Origin of the sequence: Streptomyces deccanensis (genome assembly GCF_022385335.1) — a bacterium.
Classification (GTDB): domain Bacteria; phylum Actinomycetota; class Actinomycetes; order Streptomycetales; family Streptomycetaceae; genus Streptomyces; species Streptomyces deccanensis.
This window is the reverse complement of sequence record NZ_CP092431.1, coordinates 1,758,490-1,781,398: the sequence shown is the minus strand read 5'-3', so window position 1 is coordinate 1,781,398 and position 22,909 is coordinate 1,758,490. Positions and strand designations below refer to the sequence as shown.

Sequence of the window (22,909 nt, the reverse complement as noted above, 5' to 3'; positions counted from 1 at the left end):
GGTGGTTGGTCGTTGTTTGAGAACTGCACAGTGGACGCGAGCATCTGTGGCCAAGTTTTTAAGGGCGCACGGTGGATGCCTTGGCACCAGGAACCGATGAAGGACGTGGGAGGCCACGATAGGCCCCGGGGAGTCGTCAACCAGGCTTTGATCCGGGGGTGTCCGAATGGGGAAACCCGGCAGTCGTCATGGGCTGTCACCCTTGCCTGAACACATAGGGCAAGTGGAGGGAACGCGGGGAAGTGAAACATCTCAGTACCCGCAGGAAGAGAAAACAACCGTGATTCCGGGAGTAGTGGCGAGCGAAACTGGATGAGGCCAAACCGTATGCGTGTGAGACCCGGCAGGGGTTGCGTATACGGGGTTGTGGGATCTCTCTTCTGTTGTCTGCCGGCAACAGGACGAGTCAGAAACCGTATGGGTAGGCGAAGGACATGCGAAAGGTCCGGCGTAGAGGGTAAGACCCCCGTAGCTGAAATCTGTACGGCTCGTTTGAGAGACACCCAAGTAGCACGGGGCCCGAGAAATCCCGTGTGAATCTGGCGGGACCACCCGCTAAGCCTAAATATTCCCTGGTGACCGATAGCGGATAGTACCGTGAGGGAATGGTGAAAAGTACCGCGGGAGCGGAGTGAAATAGTACCTGAAACCGTGTGCCTACAAGCCGTGGGAGCGTCGGATAGAAGCTTGCTTCCATCTCGTGACTGCGTGCCTTTTGAAGAATGAGCCTGCGAGTTTGCGGTGTGTTGCGAGGTTAACCCGGGTGGGGTAGCCGTAGCGAAAGCGAGTCCGAACAGGGCGACTTTAGTAGCACGCTCAAGACCCGAAGCGGAGTGATCTAGCCATGGGCAGGTTGAAGCGGAGGTAAGACTTCGTGGAGGACCGAACCCACCAGGGTTGAAAACCTGGGGGATGACCTGTGGTTAGGGGTGAAAGGCCAATCAAACTCCGTGATAGCTGGTTCTCCCCGAAATGCATTTAGGTGCAGCGTCGTGTGTTTCTTGCCGGAGGTAGAGCACTGGATAGGCGATGGGCCCTACCGGGTTACTGACCTTAGCCAAACTCCGAATGCCGGTAAGTGAGAGCGCGGCAGTGAGACTGTGGGGGATAAGCTCCATGGTCGAGAGGGAAACAGCCCAGAGCATCGACTAAGGCCCCTAAGCGTACGCTAAGTGGGAAAGGATGTGGAGTCGCAGAGACAACCAGGAGGTTGGCTTAGAAGCAGCCACCCTTGAAAGAGTGCGTAATAGCTCACTGGTCTAGTGATTCCGCGCCGACAATGTAGCGGGGCTCAAGCGTACCGCCGAAGTCGTGTCATTCATACAATAGGGCCAACGCCTGTATGGATGGGTAGGGGAGCGTCGTGTGCCGGGTGAAGCAGCCGTGTAAGCGAGTTGTGGACGGTTCACGAGTGAGAATGCAGGCATGAGTAGCGATACAAACGTGAGAAACGTTTGCGCCGATTGACCAAGGGTTCCTGGGTCAAGCTGATCTGCCCAGGGTAAGTCGGGACCTAAGGCGAGGCCGACAGGCGTAGTCGATGGATAACCGGTTGATATTCCGGTACCCGCTGTGAAGCGTCAAACATCGAACCAGGCGATGCTAAGTCCGTGAAGCCGCCCCGGATCCTTCGGGTGAAGGGGAGTGGTGGAGCCGACGAACCAGACTTGCAGTAGGTGAGTGATGGGGTGACGCAGGAAGGTAGTCCATCCCGGGCGGTGGTTGTCCCGGGGTAAGGGTGTAGGACGTCAGGTAGGTAAATCCGCCTGGCAATAGTCTGAGACCTGATGCCGAGCCGATTGTGGTGAAGTGGATGATCCTATGCTGTCGAGAAAAGCCTCTAGCGAGTTTCATGGCGGCCCGTACCCTAAACCGACTCAGGTGGTCTGGTAGAGAATACCGAGGCGTTCGGGTGAACTATGGTTAAGGAACTCGGCAAAATGCCCCCGTAACTTCGGGAGAAGGGGGCCATCACTGGTGATCCGATTTACTCGGTGAGCTGGGGGTGGCCGCAGAGACCAGCGAGAAGCGACTGTTTACTAAAAACACAGGTCCGTGCGAAGCCGTAAGGCGATGTATACGGACTGACGCCTGCCCGGTGCTGGAACGTTAAGGGGACCGGTTAGTCACTCTTCGGGGTGGCGAAGCTGAGAACTTAAGCGCCAGTAAACGGCGGTGGTAACTATAACCATCCTAAGGTAGCGAAATTCCTTGTCGGGTAAGTTCCGACCTGCACGAATGGCGTAACGACTTCTCGACTGTCTCAACCATAGGCCCGGTGAAATTGCACTACGAGTAAAGATGCTCGTTTCGCGCAGCAGGACGGAAAGACCCCGGGACCTTTACTACAGTTTGATATTGGTGTTCGGTTCGGCTTGTGTAGGATAGCTGGGAGACTGTGAAGCTCGGACGCCAGTTCGGGTGGAGTCGTCGTTGAAATACCAGTCTGGTCGTGCTGGATGTCTAACCCGGGTCCGTGATCCGGATCGGGGACAGTGTCTGATGGGTAGTTTAACTGGGGCGGTTGCCTCCCAAAGGGTAACGGAGGCGCCCAAAGGTTCCCTCAGCCTGGTTGGCAATCAGGTGGTGAGTGTAAGTGCACAAGGGAGCTTGACTGTGAGACCGACGGGTCGAGCAGGGACGAAAGTCGGGACTAGTGATCCGGCGGTGGCTTGTGGAAGCGCCGTCGCTCAACGGATAAAAGGTACCCCGGGGATAACAGGCTGATCTTCCCCAAGAGTCCATATCGACGGGATGGTTTGGCACCTCGATGTCGGCTCGTCGCATCCTGGGGCTGGAGTCGGTCCCAAGGGTTGGGCTGTTCGCCCATTAAAGCGGTACGCGAGCTGGGTTTAGAACGTCGTGAGACAGTTCGGTCCCTATCCGCTGCGCGCGTAGGAATATTGAGAAGGGCTGTCCCTAGTACGAGAGGACCGGGACGGACGAACCTCTGGTGTGCCAGTTGTTCTGCCAAGGGCATGGCTGGTTGGCTACGTTCGGGAGGGATAACCGCTGAAAGCATCTAAGCGGGAAGCCTGCTTCGAGATGAGTATTCCCACCCACTTGATGGGGTAAGGCTCCCAGTAGACGACTGGGTTGATAGGCCAGATATGGAAGCCCAGTAATGGGTGGAGTTGACTGGTACTAATAGGCCGAGGGCTTGTCCTCAGTTGCTCGCGTCCACTGTGTTGGTTCTGAAACCACGAACAACCCCACGTCTCCACGGAGCGTGGTGCGGTTGAGTGTTTCATAGTGTTTCGGTGGTCATAGCGTGAGGGAAACGCCCGGTTACATTCCGAACCCGGAAGCTAAGCCTTACAGCGCCGATGGTACTGCAGGGGGGACCCTGTGGGAGAGTAGGACGCCGCCGAACTTCTTTTAGAGCTCTGGCTCTTGGGCATGATGCCCAAGAGCCAGAGCTTTTTTGCGTTGAGGTAAGGTCAGGGGGCATCGTTGGCTCATTTCCCACAGGAGGCCCCCGGGTGGAGGTACAGGAGACCCGGGTCCAGACGGACCGGGTCCTCACCATCCCGAACATTCTCAGCATGGCGCGGCTCGTCGGCGTGCCCGTCTTCCTGTGGTTGATTCTCTGGCCCGAGTTCGGCGGTCCCAAGGTCGACGGCTGGGCGTTCCTGGTGATCGCTCTCAGCGGCGTGAGTGACTATCTGGACGGCAAGCTCGCGCGACGCTGGAACCAGATCAGCAGCCTCGGCCGGCTTCTCGATCCCGCGGCTGACAGGCTGTACATCCTGTCAACTCTGGTAGGTCTCACATGGCGCGAGATTCTGCCCCTGTGGTTGACCGCTGTACTGCTCCTGCGTGAGCTGGTCCTGCTGGTGATGGTGGGCATCCTCAGACGGCACGGCTATCCGCCGCCGCAGGTGAACTTCCTCGGCAAGGCGGCTACGTTCAACCTGATGTATGCCTTCCCGTTGCTGCTGCTCAGTGACGGAAGCGGATGGATCTCGTCACTCGCTGCTATTTTCGGATGGGCGTTCGCCGGATGGGGTACAACGCTGTATTGGTGGGCAGGGATCCTCTACGTGGTTCAGGTCCGCCGACTCGTCAGTGCGGACGCCATGGCCGATTGAGCCCGCCCAGTGGGCGGCCGTTTGTGGCTCGATGGCCCGCGTCGGAAAAGTGCGGGACAATCTGGACGGGTGAAGTCGGCTAGACCGTCTCTTCAAGGAGGACGCTTCCGACATGAAGGCCGTCGTGATGGCCGGAGGCGAAGGCACACGCCTTCGCCCCATGACCTCGAGCATGCCCAAACCGCTCCTGCCCGTGGCGAACCGCCCGATCATGGAGCACGTACTGCGGCTGCTCAAAAGGCATGGGCTCAACGAGACCGTCGTTACTGTCCAGTTCCTGGCGTCACTCGTCAAGAACTACTTCGGGGACGGCGAGGAGCTCGGGATGGAGCTCACCTATGCCAATGAGGAGAAGCCACTCGGTACCGCCGGGAGCGTCAAGAACGCCGAGGAGGCGCTGAAGGACGATGCCTTCCTCGTCATCTCCGGCGATGCCCTCACCGACTTCGACCTCACCGAGCTCATCAATTTCCACAAGGAAAAAGGCGCGCTCGTCACCGTCTGTCTGACCCGGGTACCGAACCCTCTGGAATTCGGTATCACGATCGTGGACGAGGAAGGGAAGGTCGAGCGTTTCCTGGAGAAGCCCACCTGGGGCCAGGTCTTCTCCGACACCGTCAACACGGGCATCTACGTGATGGAGCCCGAGGTCTTCGACTATGTCGAGGCCGATGTCCCCGTCGACTGGTCCGGCGACGTCTTCCCGCAGCTGATGAAGGAGGGCAAGCCGGTCTACGGCTATGTCGCCGAGGGCTATTGGGAGGACGTCGGCACGCACGAGAGCTATGTGAAGGCTCAGGCCGACGTGCTCGAGGGCAAGGTCGACGTCGAGATCGACGGATTCGAGCTCTCGCCCGGTGTGTGGATCGCTGAAGGTGCCGAGGTGCACCCCGACGCCGTGCTGCGCGGGCCGCTCTACATCGGGGACTACGCCAAGGTCGAAGCCGGCGCCGAGATCCGTGAGCACACCGTCGTGGGCTCGAACGTCGTCGTGAAGAGCGGGGCCTTCCTGCACAAGGCCGTGGTCCACGACAACGTCTACATCGGCCAGCACAGCAATCTGCGTGGCTGTGTGGTCGGCAAGAACACCGACATCATGCGCGCCGCACGGATCGAGGACGGCGCGGTGATCGGCGACGAGTGCCTCGTCGGCGAAGAATCGATCATCCAGGGGAATGTGCGTGTCTACCCCTTCAAGACGATCGAGGCCGGCGCGTTCGTCAACACCTCGGTGATCTGGGAGTCCCGCGGGCAGGCCCATCTGTTCGGTGCCCGGGGCGTGTCCGGCATCCTGAACGTGGAGATCACTCCCGAGCTGGCCGTGCGGCTCGCGGGAGCCTACGCGACGACCCTCAAGAAGGGCTCCACGGTCACCACCGCCCGTGACCACTCCCGAGGCGCCCGCGCGCTGAAGCGGGCGGTCATCTCGGCGCTGCAGGCCAGCGCCATCGACGTACGGGACCTGGAGAACGTGCCGCTGCCGGTCGCGCGGCAGCAGACCGCGCGGGGAAGCGCCGGCGGGATCATGATCCGGACGACTCCGGGGGTTCCGGACTCCGTCGACATCATGTTCTTCGACGGGCAGGGTGCCGACCTGTCGCAGGCCAGCCAGCGGAAGCTGGATCGGGTGTTCGCGCGACAGGAGTACCGGCGCGCGTTCCCGGGCGAGATCGGGGACCTGCACTTCCCGGCCAGTGTGTTCGACTCGTACACCGGCTCGTTGCTGCGGAACGTGGACACGACCGGGATCGCCGACTCGGGGCTCAAGGTCGTCGTGGACGCGTCCAACGGCAGCGCCGGTCTCGTCCTGCCGAGTCTGCTCGGCAAGCTGGGTGTCGACTCGTTGACGATCAACCCGGGTCTCGACGAGTCCAGGCCGACGGAGACCGGCGACATGCGGCGGTCGGGGCTGGTGCGGCTGGGCGAGATCGTCGCGTCCTCGCGGGCCGCGTTCGGCGTCCGGTTCGACCCCGTCGGTGAACGGCTGTCGCTCGTCGACGAGAAGGGCCGCATCGTCGAGGACGACCGGGCCCTGCTGGTCATGCTCGACCTGGTCGCCGCCGAGCGGCGGAGCGGACGGGTCGCGCTTCCGGTGACCACCACCAGGATCGGCGAGCAGGTCGCCGCCTATCACGGCACGCAGGTCGAGTGGACGACCACATCGCCCGACGACCTCACGCGGGTCGGCCGTGACGAGACGACCATCTTCGGCGGCGACGGACGCGGTGGCTTCATCGTGCCGGAGTTCAGCAGCGTCTTCGACGGGACGGCGGCCTTCGTACGGCTCATCGGACTGGTGGCGCGGACGCAGCTCACGCTCAGCCAGATCGACGCACGGATTCCGCGGGCGCACGTCCTGAAGCGGGATCTCGCCACCCCGTGGGCCGTCAAGGGCCTGGTGATGCGCCGGGTCGTCGAGGCGGCCGGGGACCGTTTCGTGGACACCACCGACGGGGTGCGGGTCGTGGAGACCGACGGGCGGTGGGTGATGGTCCTGCCGGACCCGGCCGAAGCCGTCACGCATCTGTGGGCCGAGGGGCCCGACGACGCCTCCGCGCAGTCCCTGCTCGACGAGTGGGCGGCGGTCGTGGACAGCGCCGGTCGCTGAATCGCCTCGCACGCGCGCGTGCCGGACAAGTGCCCCCAACGGGGCCTGTCCGGCACGCGGGTGGGGCCATTCGGAGGTAGTGGTCGCGACGTGCGACGATGTGCGGCATGCCGCAGCAGCCCCCCGTTCGGAGCACACCCGCGCGCCCGTCGCGTCCGGACGCCTCCATGTCGCTGCTCAACAACGTCATGGACCACAGCCTCGACGACGGATACGCCGAGGCGGCCGCCCGCAGGAAGGCCGCGGGCGCCGAGGGCATGCCGAAGACGGTGCGGGCCAAGCTGGGACTCGCGGTCGGTCTGGTCCTCGCCGCCCTGGTGGTGACGGTGGGTGCCGCGCAGGCGCGCATCAGCGCTCCCGTGGTCGCCAAGGAGCGCGAGGAGCTCATCGACCGTATCCAGGAGGAGACGGCCGCCGCGGACGAGCTCGAGGACTCCGTGGACGAGCTCCGGGACGACGTGAGCGCCCGACAGCGCAAGGCACTCAAGGACGACGGCGGCAGCGACGGTGACGACCTGGTGGGCATCCTGTCGGGCGCCGTCGAGGTGCACGGCCCCGGAGTCCGTCTCGTCGTCAACGACGCCAAGGGTGCCGGTCAGGGCGGTGACGGCGACCCGCGCGAGACGTCGGGCTTCTCGGACACCGGCCGTGTGCGGGACCGGGACATGCAGCGGGTCGTCAACGGGCTGTGGGAGTCCGGCGCCGAAGCCGTCTCGATCAACGGTCAGCGGCTCACCGCACTGTCGGCGATCAGGGCAGCGGGCGACGCGATACTGGTCGACAACAAGCCGCTGGCACCGCCCTACACGGTCCTCGCGGTGGGGGACGGGCAGCGGCTGAGCACCACGTTCCAGAACAGCCCCGACGGGCTGTATCTGCACGCCCTCCAGGAGAACTTCGGCATCCGGACGAGCATCTCCGTCGAGGACGACATCAAGGTGCCGGCCGCGCCGAGCGTGATCGTACGAACAGCAGAACCCAGCACAGAGAAGGGCACATCGTGATCGCCGTACTGGGCCTCGTCCTCGGAGTCGTGGCCGGACTGCTGGTCCGGCCCGAGGTACCGGCGGTGGTAGAGCCGTATCTCCCCATCGCCGTGGTGGCGGCGCTGGACGCCGTCTTCGGTGGTCTGCGCGCGATGCTGGACGGCATCTTCGACGACAAGGTCTTCGTCGTGTCGTTCCTGTCGAACGTGGTGGTGGCCGCCCTGATCGTCTTCCTCGGCGACAAGTTGGGCGTCGGCGCCCAGCTGTCCACGGGCGTCGTGGTCGTCCTCGGGATCCGCATCTTCTCCAACGCCGCGGCGATCCGCCGGCACGTGTTCCGGGCGTGAGGCCGATGAGCGACCAGGACCAGACGCCGGATCCGAAGCCGACCCCGGGCGCCGGAGGGGACGACACACCGACGGCCCGGCTGCGCCGGGAACTGCCCCAGGAAGTGGCCCCCGCGGCCGCCGAGGAGCCCGGTGCGGCGCCTCAGGAGGAGAAGGACAAGCTGACCGGGCGGCAGCGGCTGGCCCAGGGACTGTGGCCGCCGCGCTTCACCCGCGCCCAACTCATCGTGGCCCTGCTGCTGTTCGGCCTCGGCTTCGGGCTGGCCATCCAGGTGGCGTCCAACAACGACGACAGCGCGCTGCGCGGGGCACGTCAGGAGGACCTCGTTCGCATCCTCGATGAACTGGATGACCGTACGCAGCGTCTGGAGGAGGAGAAGCAGGGTCTCGAGGATCAGCGCACCGAGTTGGAGAACAGCTCGGACCAGGCCGAGGAGGCACGCAAACAGACGGTCGAGAAGGAGCGGCAACTCGGCATTCTGGCGGGCACGGTGGCGGCGCAGGGGCCCGGCATCACACTGACGATCGACGACACGAAGGGGACGGTCGAGGCGGATATGTTGCTCGACGCGATCCAGGAGCTGCGCGCGGCAGGCGCGGAGGCGATCCAGGTGAACGGCGTACGGGTCGTGGCCAGCACCTACCTGACCGATTCCGACGACGGGATCAGTGTCGACGGGAACAAGATCACCCAGCCGTTTCGTTTCAAGGTCATCGGTAATCCGCAGGACCTCGAGCCCGCACTGAACATCCCCGGAGGCGTGGTGCAGACACTGGAGAAGGAGCAGGCCACCGTGACCGTGCAGCGGGTGGACAAGATCGTCGTGGACGCCTTGCGAGCGGCGAAGCGGCCTGACTACGCTCGGTCGTCCTCCCAGTGAACCGCAGGTGCATGGGGCCCGTCCGGCCAGGGCATGAGGTTGCGGGGGGTCGGCGCACCGAATGGGTGGTGCGTGGTGGAAACTGTCCGGTGGGTACGGACGTTGTGAGGTTGTCCGGCTCGGCCGGTGTGTTCAGTCAGGGTTCGTCCTGCCCCACGGGCGGGTCTGTTTCGGTCAAGGGGAATCGCCCGTGAAGTTGTTTGCGAAGTTGTTCGGCAAGAGCGCGCGAGAGGGCAGCGACAACGCGACCTCCCGCCATCGCGCGCAGCCTTCGGAAGCGGAGGGCCAGGGCGGTGAGCGCCCCATGTTCCGGGACCAGGTCGCTGGTCCGGGAGGTGACATTTCCGGAGGTCAGGGCGCGCCGTCTGTTGACCCTGCCCAGTCGGGCCGCATAGGTTTCGGGGATCCGTCAACCTCAGGTGCGGGTGGAGGGTTTGCCTCAGACCCGTATGCGTCCAATGCCCCGGCGGGGCAGCCGCGGCAGGAGGATCCGTCGATGTCGGCCCTGGTGTGTACGAGGTGCGGTAACCGCAACGCGGAGAACAGCCGCTTCTGCTCGAACTGCGGTGCTCCGCTGCGGGCCGGGGCGACCCCCGAGCGTCCGTCCGAGACGACCTCCACGATCTCCATCTCCGGCCTCGAGGCGTACGACTCCGAGGTCACCGGCCAGACCCAGCTGCCGGCGCTCTCTCCCGAGGCCCAGGCCGCCGTCGACGCGCTGCCGCTCGGCTCGGCACTCCTCGTCGTGCGTCGCGGCCCGAACGCGGGCAGCCGTTTCCTGCTGGACGGCGATCTGACCACGGCGGGCCGTCACCCGCAGAGCGACATCTTCCTGGACGACGTGACCGTCTCGCGTCGCCACGTGGAGTTCCGCCGGGGCCAGGACGGCTCGTTCACGGTCGCCGACGTCGGCAGCCTGAACGGCACCTACGTCAACCGTGAGCGGATCGACCAGGTCGCCCTGCACAACGGCGACGAGGTGCAGATCGGCAAGTACCGGCTGGTCTTCTACGCGAGCCAGCGGGGCTACTGACCCTCCCCCGGACCGTGTCCGGGGGGACCCCAGGGAAGGTCCATGCTTCGAACTACGAGCGGTGGTGCCGACCACGGCACCGCCGCCGCGGACAGTGGCCTGATGAGCATCGGCACGGTGCTGAACGCGCTGCGCGAGGAGTTCCCCGAGGTAACCATCTCCAAGATCCGTTTCCTGGAGTCGGAGGGGCTCATCGAGCCGCAGCGGACCCCCTCGGGGTATCGCAAGTTCAGCGCCGAGGACGTCGAGCGCCTGGGACACGTCCTCAGGATGCAGCGGGACCACTACCTGCCGCTCAAGGTGATCCGTGAGTATCTGGAGGCCCTGGAGCGCGGCGAGGACGTACGGCTGCCGTCCGTGGGGCGTCAGCGGGACGTCGGCGACGGAGAGCGCCTGAGTGAGCTCTTCGGGGAGCCGGAGGAGCCGACGGCGGCCCGGATCGGGCGCGGTGAGCTGATGGCCGGTGCCGGGATCGACGAGGAGCAGCTGGCGGAGTGGGAGTCGTACGGGCTGGTGGCGGCGCTGCCGGACGGGTCGTACGACGCGGAGGCGCTGACCGTCGCCACGCTGGTGGTGGAACTGGGGCGCTTCGGTATCGAGCCACGCCATCTGCGGGTGATGCGGGCCGCCGCGGACCGTGAGGCGGGGCTCGTGGACCAGGTCGTGGCGCCCTTGCGGCTGCATCGGAATCCGCAGACCAGGGCCCATGCGGAGGATCGCACGCGGGAGCTGGCGGGGCTCACGGTGAAGCTGCACGCCGCCCTGGTGCAGAGCGCGCTGGGCGTGCGACTGCGCTGAGGCGGGGTGTTCGCCCGTGGCGGATCGGTCGGCCGATCTCTGCCCGACTACCCAAACATCCCGAGCACGGCCTAGGGTTGCTGTGTGAACGAGCTCGATGTCGTAGGTGTCCGGGTCGAAATGCCCTCCAACCAACCGATCGTGCTCCTGCGCGAAGTGGGAGGCGACCGTTACCTCCCCATCTGGATCGGGCCGGGGGAGGCGACGGCGATCGCGTTCGCCCAGCAGGGCATGGCCCCCGCGCGACCGCTGACCCACGACCTGTTCAAGGACGTGCTGGAGGCCGTCGGCCAGGAGCTCACGGAAGTGCGCATCACCGACCTGCGTGAGGGCGTCTTCTACGCGGAGCTGGTGTTCGCCAGTGGGGTCGAGGTGAGTGCGCGGCCCTCCGACGCCATAGCGCTGGCGCTGCGTACGGGTACGCCGATCTTCGGTAGTGACGGGGTGCTCGACGACGCGGGCATCGCGATCCCGGACGAGCAGGAGGACGAGGTGGAGAAGTTCCGCGAGTTCCTCGATCAGATCTCGCCCGAGGACTTCGGTACGAACAGTCAGTGAGCCCGGCGGGCGGTCGTGCGGGGCCGTGAAGCCCTGGCGCCGTCGGTCGCCGAGCCCTTACGGGTGGAGGTCTCCAGCCGCGGTGAGGGCGTCCGAGCGGGTCTTCCACGGGCCGGTGGTCGGCGTGCCGTCGGGCGGCTCGGCCGGAGGGCATTCGGCTAGCCTTTCCCCGCGGGAGGGCACGGGAAACCACTCTCAGGGTGATTATCACTCGGCGTGGCGAGTGCGGTGGTCGTTGACGCACCCCGGGTGGCTGCCTACCGTCGATGAGGCAGGTCAAGGACGGAGGTCGGCGTGAGAAGCAGCGGCGACGGTACGGCTGGGGGTGCCCCCGGACGCAGGCTGGGGGACGGCGGCCCGTACCAGCTTCACGGCAGCGCGGCCGGTCACGTCCCGCAGCGTCCCGCGGTGGTGCAGGACAGCGCTGAGGCGGCGTCCGAACCGCACGAGAACGTCGGCTACCGCGGCCCCACCGCGTGCGCGGCCGCCGGCATCACCTATCGGCAGCTCGACTACTGGGCCCGTACCGGCCTCGTGGAGCCGAGTGTGCGCTCCGCGCAGGGCTCGGGGACGCAGCGCCTCTACAGCTTCCGGGACGTCGTCGTCCTCAAGATCGTGAAACGGTTCCTCGACACGGGCGTCTCGCTGCAGAACATCCGCACCGCCGTCCAGCACCTGCGGGAGCGGGGCTTCAGCGATCTGGAGCGGATGACGCTGATGAGCGACGGGGCGACGGTCTACGAGTGCACCTCGCCGGATGAGGTCCACGCCCTGCTCCAGGGCGGCCAGGGGGTCTTCGGGATCGCCGTGGGGGTCGTTTGGCGTGATGTGGAAAGCGCTCTCTCCCAGCTGCACGGGGAGCGGGTGGACACGGGGGAGACGCTGGTCGGCCACAATCCGTCGGACGAGCTCGCGCGGCGACGCAACCGGGCCGTCTGAGGGAGGCGCCGCCGCGTCCGAGGGACGCGGGGCATTGTCAGTGGCGTAGGGCAGCATCGGAGATGTGAGAACCGCGCCCACCATCCTGCATCTCGACATGGATGCCTTCTACGCCTCGGCGGAGCAGGCGTCCAAGCCGAGTCTGCGCGGGAAAGCCGTTGTCGTGGGTGGGCTGGGGCCGCGCGGGGTGGTCGCGACCGCCTCCTACGAGGCACGGGTCTTCGGGGTGCACTCGGCGATGCCGATGGCGCAGGCGCGTCGGCTCGCGCCGAACGCCGCGTACCTCACGCCGCGCTTCACGTTCTACCGGGCGATCAGCGACCAGGTCATGGGGCTGCTGCGGGACCTGTCCCCGCTGGTGGAGCCGTTGAGCCTGGACGAGGCGTTCGTGGACCTGGAGGCCCAGGGGGCGGCCTGGGACGAGGAGTCCGCGCGACTGGTGGGAACGCGGTTGCGGGCGGACATCCGGGCGGTGACCGGGCTCACCGGTTCCGTGGGGCTCGCGGCCTCCAAGATGCTCGCGAAGATCGCCTCCGAGCAGGCCAAGCCGGACGGGCTCGTGCTGATCGAGCCCGGGACCGAGCGGGCGTTGCTGGGGCCGATGTCCGTGCGGATCCTGCCGGGGGTGGGGCCGGCGACCGGGGACCATCTGCGGCGGGCCGGGATCACCACGGTCGAGGAGATCGTGGAGGCCGGGGAGGACGAGGTCGTACGGCTGCTGGGCAAGGCGCACGGGCACGGGCTGTACGCGATGGCGCTGGCGCGGGACGACCGCGCGGTGGTGGCCGAGCGGGACACCAAGTCGGTGTCGGTGGAGGACACGTACGACGTCGACATCCATGACCGGGTGCGGGTGCGGATGGAGGTCCAGCGGCTCGCGGATCGGTGTGTGCGGAGGTTGCGCGGGGCCGGGCTGTCGGGGCGGACGATCGTGCTGAAGGTGCGGCGGTACGACTTTTCGACGTTGACCCGGTCCGAGACGTTGCGGGGGCCCACGGACGACCCCGCGGTGGTGCGGGAGGCCGCCGGGCGGCTGCTGGAGGCCGTGGACACCACGGGTGGGGTGCGGCTGCTGGGGGTGGGAGTCAGTGGCCTCGCCGACTACACGCAGGAGGACCTGTTCGCGCAGGCGGCCGGTGAGATGGAACTCGTCGAGGACGACGCCGGGGGCGCGGTGGAGGCGCCCGCGGTGGAGGAGCGTGCGGGTGGGGAGCGGCTGTGGAGGGCCGGGCATGACGTGCGGCATGTCGAGTACGGGCACGGATGGGTGCAGGGGAGTGGGCTGGGGCGGGTGACCGTGCGGTTCGAGACGCCGGATGACGTGGAGCCCGGGCGCGTGCGGACCTTCCGGACCGACGATCCGGGACTGGAGCCGGCGGAGCCGTTGCCGTTGACGCGGGGTCGGGTGCGGGGCTGAGGCCGGCTCGACCGCCGGTCGGCGGGGCTGCGGCTGAGCGCCGTTGCGGCGGGCATTGGGGGGCGGGGCCTGACGGAGGACCGGAAAGGGCGGTGCCGGGTGGGGGACGGGGCGAGATCGGGGCTGCGCTCGGCGCGAGAGGGGGCGTGATCAGGGGGCTTGGGAACAAGGGGTGGCATCGGGTGCGTGGAGGGTCGGGCGCGGTCGGATGCGGTTCGAGGGTGTGGAGGGTGTCCGCGGGCTGAGGTCGGCTGGAGGTGGGGCTCTGGGGGCGGTCAGGATTCGTCCTTGCCTGCCACGTTGCCGAAGTCGTGGTCCAGGGGTGGGGGTGGGGCCGTGTCCAGGCCGTAGTGGTGGTAGAGCTGGAGTTCTTGTTCGGGGGAGAGGTGGCGGCCGACGCCGAAGTCGGGGGCGTCCTTGATGAGGGCGCGTTCGAAGGGGACGCGGAGGGTGCCTTCGACCAGCTCGCTGGGCTCCAGGGGGACGAAGGCGTCGCGGCCGAAGAAGCCCATGCGTATCGCGGCCCACTCGGGTATGCCGGTGGCGTCGTCGAGGTAGACCTCGTCCACGGTGCCGATCTTGCTCCCCTTGCGGTCGAACGCCTTGCGGCCGATCAGGTGGCGCGGATCGATGTCGGTCTGCACGGGCCCTCCAAGTGGTCGCAGAGCGGCGGCGAATCATCTCTCACCCCTACGAAACGGCACATCGGGGGCGGCGGCCACTCGAAGGCCTGTGCGTTGACCGCGCTGATACGCTGGCAGCGGCTGTTGACCCCGTGCGGGAGAGTCCTCCGGACACCATCCGGAGGCGCCGAAGGAGCAAATCCTCCCCGGAATCTCTCAGGCTCACGTACCGCACGGACGAGGTCACTCTGGAAAGCAGAGCGGGTGTCACGGCTCCCGCTCTCACCGACGGTGAAAGCCGGCCCGAACCAGGACCGGTGAAGCTCTCAGGTTGAGATGACAGAGGGGGAGGCCGTCCGGGCACCCGCGCCGTGGTGCCCTCGCAGGTCGTGTCAGACCAGGAGGCCTCCGCAATGACCGCCCATCGCATTCCGCTCTCCGAGCTCGAACAGGGAATCCCCTTCGAGCGGCGCCACATCGGCCCGGACGTCGAGGCGCGGGCCAAGATGCTCGCGCACGTCGGATACGGCTCGCTCGACGAGCTGACGGCCGCCGCGGTCCCCGATGTGATCAAGAACGCCGAGGCTCTGGAGCTGCCGGGCGCCCGCACCGAGGCGGAGGTGCTGGCCGAGCTGCGTTCGCTGGCGGACCGCAACCAGGTGCTGGGCTCCATGATCGGGCTCGGGTACTACGGGACCTTCACGCCGCCCGTCATCCTGCGGAACGTCATGGAGAACCCGGCCTGGTACACCGCCTACACGCCGTACCAGCCCGAGATCTCCCAGGGGCGTCTGGAGGCGCTGCTCAATTTCCAGACCGTCGTCGCCGACCTGACCGGGCTGCCCACCTCCGGGGCCTCCCTGCTCGACGAGGGCACCGCGGCCGCCGAGGCCATGGCGCTGTCCCGGCGGATGGGGAAGAACAAGAAGGGGCTCTTCCTCGTCGACGCGGACGCCCTGCCGCAGACGATCGCGGTCATCCAGACCCGTGCCGAACCGACCGGTGTCGAGGTCGTCGTCGCGGACCTGAGCGAGGGCATCCCGGCCGGCATCGCCGAGCGGGAGATCAACGGGGTGCTGCTGCAGTACCCCGGCGCCTCCGGCGTCGTACGCGATCTGAAGCCGGTCATCGAGCAGGCGCACCAGCTCGGCGCGCTCGTCACCGTCGCCGCCGACCTGCTGGCGCTGACGCTGCTGACGTCGCCCGGTGAGCTGGGTGCCGACATCGCGGTGGGGACGACCCAGCGGTTCGGCGTGCCGATGGGCTTCGGTGGACCGCACGCGGGCTACATGGCCGTACAGGAGAAGTTCGCGCGGAGCCTGCCCGGGCGGCTCGTGGGCGTCTCCGTGGACGCGGACGGACACAAGGCGTACCGGCTCGCCCTGCAGACGCGGGAGCAGCACATCCGCCGGGAGAAGGCGACCAGCAACATCTGTACGGCGCAGGTGCTGCTCGCCGTGATGGCCGGCATGTACGCCGTCTACCACGGGCCGGAGGGGCTGCGGACCATCGCCCGGCGTACGCACAGGTACGCCACCGTGCTCGCCGCGGGGCTCGCGGCCGGTGGGATCGAGGTCGTGCACGGCGCGTACTTCGACACGCTCACCGTGCGGGTGCCGGGGCGTGCCGGCGAGGTCGTGGCGGCGGCGCGGGAACATGGCGTGAACCTGCACCTCGTGGACGCCGACCTGGTGTCGATCTCCTGCGACGAGACCACGACCCGGGCGCAGCTGGGTGCCGTGTGGACCGCTTTCGGCGTGGAGGGGGACGTCGAGGCCCTGGACGCCGCCGCGGAGGACACGCTGCCCGAGGCGCTGCTGCGGTCGGACGACTACCTCACGCACCCCGTGTTCCACGAGTACCGCTCCGAGACCGCGATGCTGCGCTACCTGCGGCGGCTCGCCGACCGGGACTACGCGCTGGACCGGGGCATGATCCCGCTGGGCTCCTGCACGATGAAGCTGAACGCGACCACCGAGATGGAACCGGTGACCTGGCCGGAGTTCGGGCAGCTGCACCCGTTCGCGCCCGCCGGGCAGGCGCAGGGCTACCTCACGCTCATCCGTGAGCTGGAGGAGCGGCTGGCAGAGGCCACCGGGTACGACAAGGTGTCGCTGCAGCCGAACGCGGGCTCGCAGGGGGAGCTGGCCGGGCTGCTGGCCGTACGCGGGTACCACCGGGCCAACGGCGACGCGCAGCGGACCGTGTGTCTCATCCCGTCCTCCGCGCACGGCACCAACGCGGCGAGCGCCGTCATGGCCGGTATGAAGGTCGTCGTGGTGAAGACCGCCGAGGACGGCGAGATCGACGTCGACGACCTGCGGGCGAAGATCGAGCAGTACCGCGACGAGCTGTCCGTGCTGATGATCACGTATCCGTCGACGCACGGCGTCTTCGAGGAGCACGTGGCCGACATCTGCGCGCAGGTGCACGACGCCGGTGGTCAGGTGTACGTCGACGGCGCCAACCTCAACGCGCTGGTGGGGCTCGCCAAGCCGGGGCACTTCGGCGGCGACGTCTCGCACCTGAACCTGCACAAGACGTTCTGCATCCCGCACGGCGGCGGTGGGCCGGGCGTCGGCCCGGTGGCGGTGCGCGAGCACCTCGCGCCGTACCTGCCCAACCACCCGCTGCAGCCCGCGGCCGGGCCGGAGACGGGCGTGGGACCGATCTCGGCGGCGCCGTGGGGCTCGGCGGGCATCCTGCCGATCTCGTGGGCGTACGTCCGGCTCATGGGCGGAGAGGGGCTCACGCGGGCCACCCAGGTGGCGGTGCTCAGCGCCAACTACATCGCCAAGCGCCTGGAGCCGCACTACCCCGTGCTCTACACCGGCCCTGCCGGGCTCGTGGCGCACGAGTGCATCGTCGACCTGCGGCCGCTGGCCAAGGCGACCGGGGTGAGCGTCGACGACATCGCCAAGCGGCTGATCGACTACGGCTTCCACGCGCCGACCATGTCGTTCCCGGTGGCCGGGACGCTGATGATCGAGCCGACCGAGTCGGAGGACCTCGGTGAGCTGGACCGGTTCTGCGACGCGATGATCGCGATCCGCGCGGAGATCGAGAAGGTCGCCTCGGGCGAGTGGCCGGCGGACGACAACCCGCTGCGCAACGCGCCGCACACCGCGGCGGCGCTCGGCGGGGCCTGGGAGCACGCCTACACTCGCGAGGAGGCCGTCTTCCCGGCCGGGGTCTCGCCCGCCGACAAGTACTGGCCGCCGGTGCGCCGGATCGACCAGGCCTTCGGTGACCGCAACCTGGTCTGTTCCTGCCCGCCGCTGGACGCCTACGAAGAGTAGTCGCCCGCGGATACGCGTCGGGGCCGGTTCGGAGAGTGCGCTCTCCGGCCGGCCCCTTCTTCCGTCCGGGTGGGCGTCCCGTGCGGGGACGCTCACCCTGTGCGCACGTCCGTGCGGCTCAGGCGGCTGTCACCACGGTGCCCATCGGGCGGTGCGGCGCGATGATCTGGCCGTCCGGCAGGAGCTCACCGGTGTCCTCGAAGAGCAGAACGCCGTTGCAGAGCAGGCTCCATCCCTGCTCCGGGTGGTGCGCCACGAGTCGGGCGCCTTCCCGGTCGGCGGATTCGGCAGTCGGGCACAGTGGCTGGTGCTGGCACATGGTTGTGGGGATCTTTCGGTTTGTCGTGTGGTCTGAGTTGGCTGGTTTGTCCGACCCGCGGCTTGAAGCCTCGTTCATGGCCGCCCCCCGTTGCGATAAATCGGTCCGGTCCCAGTGTTGCCCCACGGGCGTCAATCCGCAGGCATTTCGCAGCACGGCTTCTTCACAGGTTGATGACGCATCCCTCGCGCGGACGGTTCATCCCGACCGCACTGTCCCTTCGGGTGGTTCGCCATGGTCGGATGGGGCTAGTCAGGTGGCGAAGACAGCAAGCGAATAGCTCGTACGAGCGTATTGCCGCCCGTAAGAGCGCGCATTCCCGGCGGCGACAAGAGCGGAAAGAAGCGCCCCGCCGCCGGGAAATCGGCGGCGGGGCGCGGACGGTCGAATAAGCGGGGCGGTCTTGGTTCAGGCGGGTGAGCCCAGCAGGGGGGCGGGCGTGAGCCGGGTGGTCAGCACCGGGAGGAGTTCGGCGACCCGGTGCGGGCGGTGGGCGGCGATACCGGGTGGCGCGGGCGCCAGCGGGACCAGCAGATCGTTCGGTGCCGGATGGCCGGTGGCGCTGTCGGCGGTGGGGTCGGCGTGCAGCCAGAGCATGTGCATGTACAGCTCGGGCACCGACAGCAGGCGTGGCTGGTAGGGCTGTGGCATGGCCTCGGCCTGGCGCAGGGCGCGCTCGGCCGAGGTGATGTACGGGCCCTCGAAGAAGTACGAGAACACCCAGCCGTCCGGGGTCAGCCGGGTCTCGGCGGCGGCCACGGCGCGGTCGCCGCAGCGGATCAGGAACCGCCAGCCGGTGAGCCGGGCGGTGCCCGTGCCCTCCGGGGAGATCCGGTCGAGTACGTGGACGGGCAGCGGCAGTTCGGGTGTGGCGGGGCCCGAGGCGTTCTTCAGGGAAGGGGTTCGCGCCTCGTGGACGGCGGTGGGAGAACCGAGTGCCATGAGGACGGTGCGCAGGGCGGGCGCGGGAGCCGGGGGGACATGCAACGGCATGGTGGGTCGCCTCTCAGTTCGACAGGCACGATGGCGCGAGGGCGGGGGCGGACGGCGCTGTCAGCTCTCGGGGATCGGAGAGACGGGTGCCCGGGGTCCGGGTGCGTGGGTGGGTCCGCCGCGCGTGGCCTGACGGCGGGACCGAGGACCGCGAGTGCCGACTCTCAGCCTCGATTGCGGAGTTTATACGACACGTGTTCACACGAGGTTTCGTCTAGCCGTTCCGAATATGAAGAGCAAGGCGGTATCCGGTCGCCGGGACCTGTCCGGCACCCCGCTTTTCCAAGGGGGTGCGCCGGTGACCTCGGATTACCAGCACGTAGCGGACGGCCGGTTCTCGTCGGCGCTTTTCACGAAAGCGCAACAGGGGGAAAGCGCGTACTCATTCTTGCCCGCTGAATGTGCCAGAAGCACGCCGAGTGAATAGTGTCGGAGGTGACCGCCTTCAGCCTAGCGCGCGCAGGTCGCGCCGGGGACGTTATCAGCGGCTCCACCGGGGCATCATCATCCGTGGACCCGAGACAGCAGTGGCCGGTTGGTCGGCCTGCCCATCCAAGGAGGGACCCCTAGATGGGAGAGAAGGTCGTGGCGGGGCCGTTCGGCCTCTCCGATCGCCAGCAGTACCGCGACAAGTTGAGGCAGTGCCTGGCGGGGCTGGCGCGGCTGCTGGAGGAGAAGCGGTTCGATCGCCCCAAGAACCTCATGGGGGTGGAGATCGAGCTGAACCTCGTCGACGGCGACGGGCTGCCCAGAATGATGAATGCGCAAGTGCTGGAGCGGATTGCGAGCCGAGATTTCCAAACAGAACTCGCCATGTTCAATCTGGAAGTCAACATTGCTCCACATCGGCTCGGCGGCCGGGTATTCGACCAGCTTTCCGAGGAGCTGCGCACCTCCCTCGCGTACGCCGACCGCAAGGCGATCGAAGTCGGCGCGGGAATCGTGATGATCGGCATCCTGCCCACGCTGGGCCGGGACGACCTGGTCTCCTCGAACCTCTCCGAGGGCGACCGCTACACCCTGCTGAACGATCAGATCGTCGCCGCCCGGGGCGAGGACTTCACCCTGGACATCGACGGGGTGGAGCGGCTCGTCTGCACCTCGAAGTCCATCGCGCCCGAAGCGGCCTGCACCTCCGTGCAGTTGCATCTCCAGGTCACCCCGGGCCGGTTCGCTGACGTGTGGAACGCCGCCCAGGCGGTCGCCGCCGCGCAGGTCGCCATCGGTGCCAACTCGCCGTTCCTGTTCGGGCACGAGCTGTGGCGCGAGTCGCGACCGCCGCTGTTCCAGCAGTCCACGGACACCCGGCCGCCCGAGCTGCAGGCCCAGGGAGTGCGGCCGCGCACCTGGTTCGGGGAGCGCTGGATCTCCTCGGCGTTCGACCTCTTCGAGGAGAACCTGCGCTTCTTCCCGGCGCTGCTGCCCATCTGCGACGAGGAGGACCCGATGGCCGTCCTCGACGAGGGCGGCGTGCCCTCACTCGCCGAACTCACCCTGCACAACGGCACGATCTACCGCTGGAACCGGCCCGTCTACGGCATCGCCGACGGCGTCCCGCACCTGCGCGTCGAGAACCGGGTGCTGCCCGCCGGACCGACCATCACGGACGTGATCGCCAACGCCGCCTTCTACTACGGCGTCGTACGCGCCCTCGCCGAGGAGTCGCGGCCCGTGTGGACGCGACTGCCGTTCGAGGCGGCCGCCGCCAACTTCGACGAGGCCTGCCGGCACGGCATCGACGCGCGGCTGCAGTGGCCGCGCGGGCGCTACGGCGGGGTGGGGCCCGTGGACGCGGTGAACCTCGTCCGGGACGAGCTGCTGCCGCTCGCCGAGGCGGGGTTGGACGCGTGGGGGGTCGAGCCGGTCGACCGGGACTTCTACCTCGGTGTGATCGAGGAGCGCTGCCGACGCCGGGTCAACGGGGCGTCCTGGCAGGTCGAAACGTTCCACCGCGCTCTGGCCAAGGGGCTCGGGCGGGACGCGGCGCTGGCCGCCACAACTCGGCGCTACGGCGAGCTGATGCACTCCGGTGAGCCGGTCCACAGCTGGCCGGTGGGGCTGCCGGAGCCGGTGCCGCTGGGCTGAGCCGCCTTCGGAGGGGCCGTGGGTCGTTCCTGCCGGGCCGCGGGCCGCGGGCCGTTCCCGTACGGCGTCAGGTCCGTCCGGGGGAGCCGCTGTGCGGGGACGCCGCCGGAAAGTCGCGGACCGTCGCGGGTGATGATGGACCCTCGGCGGGGCCGGACAACTGGAGGCGTGGGTGCAAGGGCAGGCGGGGTCGGTGGAGGGCGCGGTGCCGGGGGAGCGGCCGAGTCGGCGGATTCTGAGGGACGAGACGCTCCTGGTGCTCGCGCTCTCGCTCGGCGCGAGCGGGGTGTCGGCGCTGATCAGTTTCATCGGATCGGTCACGAAACCGGGCGGGCTCAAGGACCAGGCGGCCACCATGAACGCCTCGGCCGCGCCGGGCCGGCCCTGGCTCGACCTCGCGTGGCAGCTCTTCGGGATCACGACCGCGTTGGTGCCCGTCGCGCTGGTCGCGCACTTCCTGCTGCGTGAGGGCGCCGGGCTGCGGACCCTCGGCTTCGACCGGACGAAACCGTGGCCCGACCTCGGCCGGGGCGCGGCGATCGCCGCGGTGATCGGCAGCACCGGGATCGCCTTCTACCTCGCCGCGCGCGGCCTCGGCTTCAACCTCACCGTGGTGCCGGAGGCGCTGCCCGAGGTGTGGTGGAAGTACCCCGTGCTGATCCTCTCCGCGATCCAGAACGCGGTCCTCGAAGAGGTCATCGTCGTCGGGTATCTGCTGCGTCGGCTCCAGCAACTGGGCTGGTCGCCGGGGAGCGCGTTGGCCGCCAGTTCGGTGCTGCGCGGCTCATACCACCTCTACCAGGGCATCGGCGGCTTCGTCGGCAACATGGTGATGGGCGTGGTGTTCGTCTGGCTGTACCGGCGGTGGGGGCGAGTGGGCCCGCTGGTGGTGGCCCACTCGCTGCTCGACATCGGGGCGTTCGTGGGGTACGCGCTGCTCGCCGGGAAGGTGGACTGGCTGCCCACGCCGTGACCGTTGGCCCGGCGGGCACCCGCCGCGCCCGCGACGGGCACGGCGAGCGTCCACCGGATGCGTCCGACGGTGGTGCCCGGCGGCCGTGCGTCAGGCGAGGAGTTCGCCGTCGATGACCGTGACCGCGCGGCCGGAGAGCAGGGTGCGGTCGCCGCGGAGCCCCGTGCGGACGTGCCCGGAGCGGGGGGAGGCCTGGAGACCGGTGAGATCCGGGCTGCCCAGACGTTCCGACCAGAACGGGGCGAGGGCGGTGTGGGCGCTGCCCGTGACCGGGTCCTCGTCGATGCCGATGTTCGGGAAGAAGCAGCGCGAGACGTAGTCGTGGCCGGTGGCCGGCTCCTCGGCGCGGGCGGTGGCGATGATGCCGCGCTCGGAGAAGCGGCCGAGAGACCGCAGGTCGGGGGCCAGACCGAGGACCGTCTTCTCGTCGGCCAGTTCGAGCAGCAGGTCGCCCACCTGCGGCCCGGTGTCGAAGGCGCTGACCGGCTCGGCGCCCAGGGCCTCGGCGACTCCGTCCGGGACGGGGACCGGGGTGAGGGGCGCGGTCGGGAAGTCGAGGGTGAGGGAACCGTCCGGCTGCGGCGTGGCGATGAGGACGCCGCTGCGCGTGGCGAACCGTACGGGGCCCTCGTGGGCGCGGGTGCTGTGCAGGACGTGTGCCGTGGCCAGGGTGGCGTGGCCGCACATCGCCACCTCGGCGACCGGAGTGAACCAGCGCAACGCCCAGTCGGCCTCGCCGCCCGCCGGGAGGGGGTGGGCGAACGCGGTCTCGGCGTGGTTGACCTCCTGGGCCACGTTCCGCAGCCAGGCGTCGTCCGGGAAGGCGTCGAGGAGAAGGACTCCGGCGGGGTTGCCGGAGAACGGGCGGTCGGTGAAGGCGTCGACGATTCGAATGCGCATGGGACGACGCTAGGCGGTGCCGGAAGCCACGGGCCAAGGCCAATTCCGGGTGGGTGGAC

General features: G+C 68.0%; 17 protein-coding genes, 2 rRNA genes and 1 riboswitch. Of the genes, 15 read left to right on the top strand and 4 right to left on the bottom strand.

Annotated features, from left to right (window positions below; all coding sequences use genetic code 11):
• The first annotated feature begins 48 nt into the window (after nt 1–48).
• The 12 genes from L3078_RS07960 to L3078_RS07905 all read left to right on the top strand — a co-directional run bounded on the left by L3078_RS07960 (nt 49) and on the right by L3078_RS07905 (nt 13,658).
• Nucleotides 49–3,168, top strand: a 23S ribosomal RNA gene (locus L3078_RS07960).
• A gap of 88 nt (nt 3,169–3,256) precedes the next feature.
• Nucleotides 3,257–3,373 (top strand): 5S ribosomal RNA (rrf, locus tag L3078_RS07955).
• Nucleotides 3,374–3,482: 109 nt separating this feature from the next.
• The gene (clsA, locus tag L3078_RS07950; protein WP_239752337.1) at nt 3,483–4,091 is read left to right on the top strand and encodes a cardiolipin synthase ClsA; all 609 of its coding nucleotides are present in this window, start codon (nt 3,483–3,485) and stop codon (nt 4,089–4,091) included.
• 112 nt (nt 4,092–4,203) lie between these two features.
• Nucleotides 4,204–6,699 carry a mannose-1-phosphate guanyltransferase gene (locus tag L3078_RS07945; RefSeq protein ID WP_239752336.1) on the top strand — a complete coding sequence of 832 codons (2,496 nt, stop codon included), beginning with the start codon at nt 4,204–4,206 and terminating at the stop codon, nt 6,697–6,699.
• A 98-nt stretch (nt 6,700–6,797) separates the two neighbouring features.
• A complete protein-coding gene (locus tag L3078_RS07940) occupies nt 6,798–7,703 on the top strand; it encodes a DUF881 domain-containing protein (protein ID WP_239752335.1) in 906 nt (301 codons plus the stop codon).
• A complete protein-coding gene (locus tag L3078_RS07935; protein WP_009343209.1) occupies nt 7,700–8,032 on the top strand; it encodes a small basic family protein in 333 nt (110 codons plus the stop codon). Before L3078_RS07940 ends, L3078_RS07935 begins: the two co-directional genes overlap by 4 nt.
• A 5-nt stretch (nt 8,033–8,037) precedes the next feature.
• Nucleotides 8,038–8,913 carry a DUF881 domain-containing protein gene (locus tag L3078_RS07930; protein WP_239752334.1) on the top strand — a complete coding sequence of 292 codons (876 nt, stop codon included), beginning with the start codon at nt 8,038–8,040 and terminating at the stop codon, nt 8,911–8,913.
• Between the two features lie 61 nt (nt 8,914–8,974).
• Nucleotides 8,975–9,946 (top strand): FHA domain-containing protein, encoded by a 972-nt coding sequence (locus tag L3078_RS07925; RefSeq protein WP_078853998.1) that lies wholly within the window; start codon nt 8,975–8,977, stop codon nt 9,944–9,946.
• Nucleotides 9,947–9,988: 42 nt separating this feature from the next.
• Nucleotides 9,989–10,744: a transcriptional regulator FtsR gene (gene ftsR, locus L3078_RS07920; protein ID WP_239752333.1), complete on the top strand. Its 756-nt coding sequence runs from the start codon at nt 9,989–9,991 to the stop codon at nt 10,742–10,744.
• 84 nt (nt 10,745–10,828) lie between these two features.
• Nucleotides 10,829–11,302: a bifunctional nuclease family protein gene (locus L3078_RS07915; RefSeq protein WP_005475662.1), complete on the top strand. Its 474-nt coding sequence runs from the start codon at nt 10,829–10,831 to the stop codon at nt 11,300–11,302.
• A 411-nt stretch (nt 11,303–11,713) separates the two neighbouring features.
• Complete coding sequence (locus L3078_RS07910) at nt 11,714–12,241, top strand: MerR family transcriptional regulator (RefSeq protein WP_374117277.1); 528 nt, start codon at nt 11,714–11,716, stop codon at nt 12,239–12,241.
• A 64-nt stretch (nt 12,242–12,305) separates the two neighbouring features.
• Nucleotides 12,306–13,658: a DNA polymerase IV gene (locus L3078_RS07905; protein WP_239752331.1), complete on the top strand. Its 1,353-nt coding sequence runs from the start codon at nt 12,306–12,308 to the stop codon at nt 13,656–13,658.
• 275 nt (nt 13,659–13,933) lie between these two features.
• On the opposite strand, the gene L3078_RS07900 is transcribed toward L3078_RS07905, so the two are convergent.
• Nucleotides 13,934–14,302: a PRC-barrel domain-containing protein gene (locus tag L3078_RS07900; protein ID WP_239752330.1), complete on the bottom strand. Its 369-nt coding sequence runs from the start codon at nt 14,300–14,302 to the stop codon at nt 13,934–13,936.
• Between the two features lie 124 nt (nt 14,303–14,426).
• Nucleotides 14,427–14,523, top strand: a riboswitch (glycine riboswitch).
• Nucleotides 14,524–14,694: 171 nt separating this feature from the next.
• Here L3078_RS07900 and gcvP point away from each other — a divergent pair.
• The gene (gcvP, locus tag L3078_RS07895) at nt 14,695–17,580 is read left to right on the top strand and encodes an aminomethyl-transferring glycine dehydrogenase (protein ID WP_239752329.1); all 2,886 of its coding nucleotides are present in this window, start codon (nt 14,695–14,697) and stop codon (nt 17,578–17,580) included.
• Nucleotides 17,581–17,698: 118 nt separating this feature from the next.
• Here gcvP and L3078_RS07890 read toward each other — a convergent pair whose 3' ends face one another.
• Together L3078_RS07890 and L3078_RS07885 are read right to left on the bottom strand one after the other, a co-directional pair.
• Entirely contained in the window at nt 17,699–17,899 is a 201-nt protein-coding gene (locus L3078_RS07890; protein WP_013005137.1) for a DUF5999 family protein, read from the bottom strand.
• 408 nt (nt 17,900–18,307) lie between these two features.
• The gene (locus L3078_RS07885; RefSeq protein WP_239752327.1) at nt 18,308–18,892 is read right to left on the bottom strand and encodes a hypothetical protein; all 585 of its coding nucleotides are present in this window, start codon (nt 18,890–18,892) and stop codon (nt 18,308–18,310) included.
• Between the two features lie 570 nt (nt 18,893–19,462).
• Here L3078_RS07885 and L3078_RS07880 point away from each other — a divergent pair.
• Both L3078_RS07880 and L3078_RS07875 read left to right on the top strand, forming a co-directional pair.
• The gene (locus tag L3078_RS07880; protein WP_239752326.1) at nt 19,463–20,977 is read left to right on the top strand and encodes a glutamate-cysteine ligase family protein; all 1,515 of its coding nucleotides are present in this window, start codon (nt 19,463–19,465) and stop codon (nt 20,975–20,977) included.
• A gap of 172 nt (nt 20,978–21,149) precedes the next feature.
• Complete coding sequence (locus L3078_RS07875; RefSeq protein ID WP_239752325.1) at nt 21,150–21,950, top strand: CPBP family intramembrane glutamic endopeptidase; 801 nt, start codon at nt 21,150–21,152, stop codon at nt 21,948–21,950.
• A 90-nt stretch (nt 21,951–22,040) separates the two neighbouring features.
• On the opposite strand, the gene L3078_RS07870 is transcribed toward L3078_RS07875, so the two are convergent.
• Complete coding sequence (locus L3078_RS07870) at nt 22,041–22,850, bottom strand: PhzF family phenazine biosynthesis protein (protein WP_239752324.1); 810 nt, start codon at nt 22,848–22,850, stop codon at nt 22,041–22,043.
• Nucleotides 22,851–22,909: the final 59 nt, after the last annotated feature.

What these genes read in the sequence shown, in the direction of transcription:
- L3078_RS07945 (WP_239752336.1), top strand. Translation starts at nt 4,204, where the DNA reads ATGAAGGCCGTCGTGATGGCCGGAGGCGAAGGCACACGCCTTCGCCCC.
- L3078_RS07940 (WP_239752335.1), top strand. Translation starts at nt 6,798, where the DNA reads ATGTGCGGCATGCCGCAGCAGCCCCCCGTTCGGAGCACACCCGCGCGC.
- L3078_RS07930 (WP_239752334.1), top strand. Translation starts at nt 8,038, where the DNA reads ATGAGCGACCAGGACCAGACGCCGGATCCGAAGCCGACCCCGGGCGCC.
- L3078_RS07925 (WP_078853998.1), top strand. Translation starts at nt 8,975, where the DNA reads ATGGGTGGTGCGTGGTGGAAACTGTCCGGTGGGTACGGACGTTGTGAG.
- ftsR (WP_239752333.1), top strand. Translation starts at nt 9,989, where the DNA reads ATGCTTCGAACTACGAGCGGTGGTGCCGACCACGGCACCGCCGCCGCG.
- gcvP (WP_239752329.1), top strand. Translation starts at nt 14,695, where the DNA reads ATGACCGCCCATCGCATTCCGCTCTCCGAGCTCGAACAGGGAATCCCC.
- L3078_RS07890 (WP_013005137.1), bottom strand. Translation starts at nt 17,899, where the DNA reads ATGTGCCAGCACCAGCCACTGTGCCCGACTGCCGAATCCGCCGACCGG.
- L3078_RS07885 (WP_239752327.1), bottom strand. Translation starts at nt 18,892, where the DNA reads ATGCCGTTGCATGTCCCCCCGGCTCCCGCGCCCGCCCTGCGCACCGTC.
- L3078_RS07880 (WP_239752326.1), top strand. Translation starts at nt 19,463, where the DNA reads ATGGGAGAGAAGGTCGTGGCGGGGCCGTTCGGCCTCTCCGATCGCCAG.
- L3078_RS07870 (WP_239752324.1), bottom strand. Translation starts at nt 22,850, where the DNA reads ATGCGCATTCGAATCGTCGACGCCTTCACCGACCGCCCGTTCTCCGGC.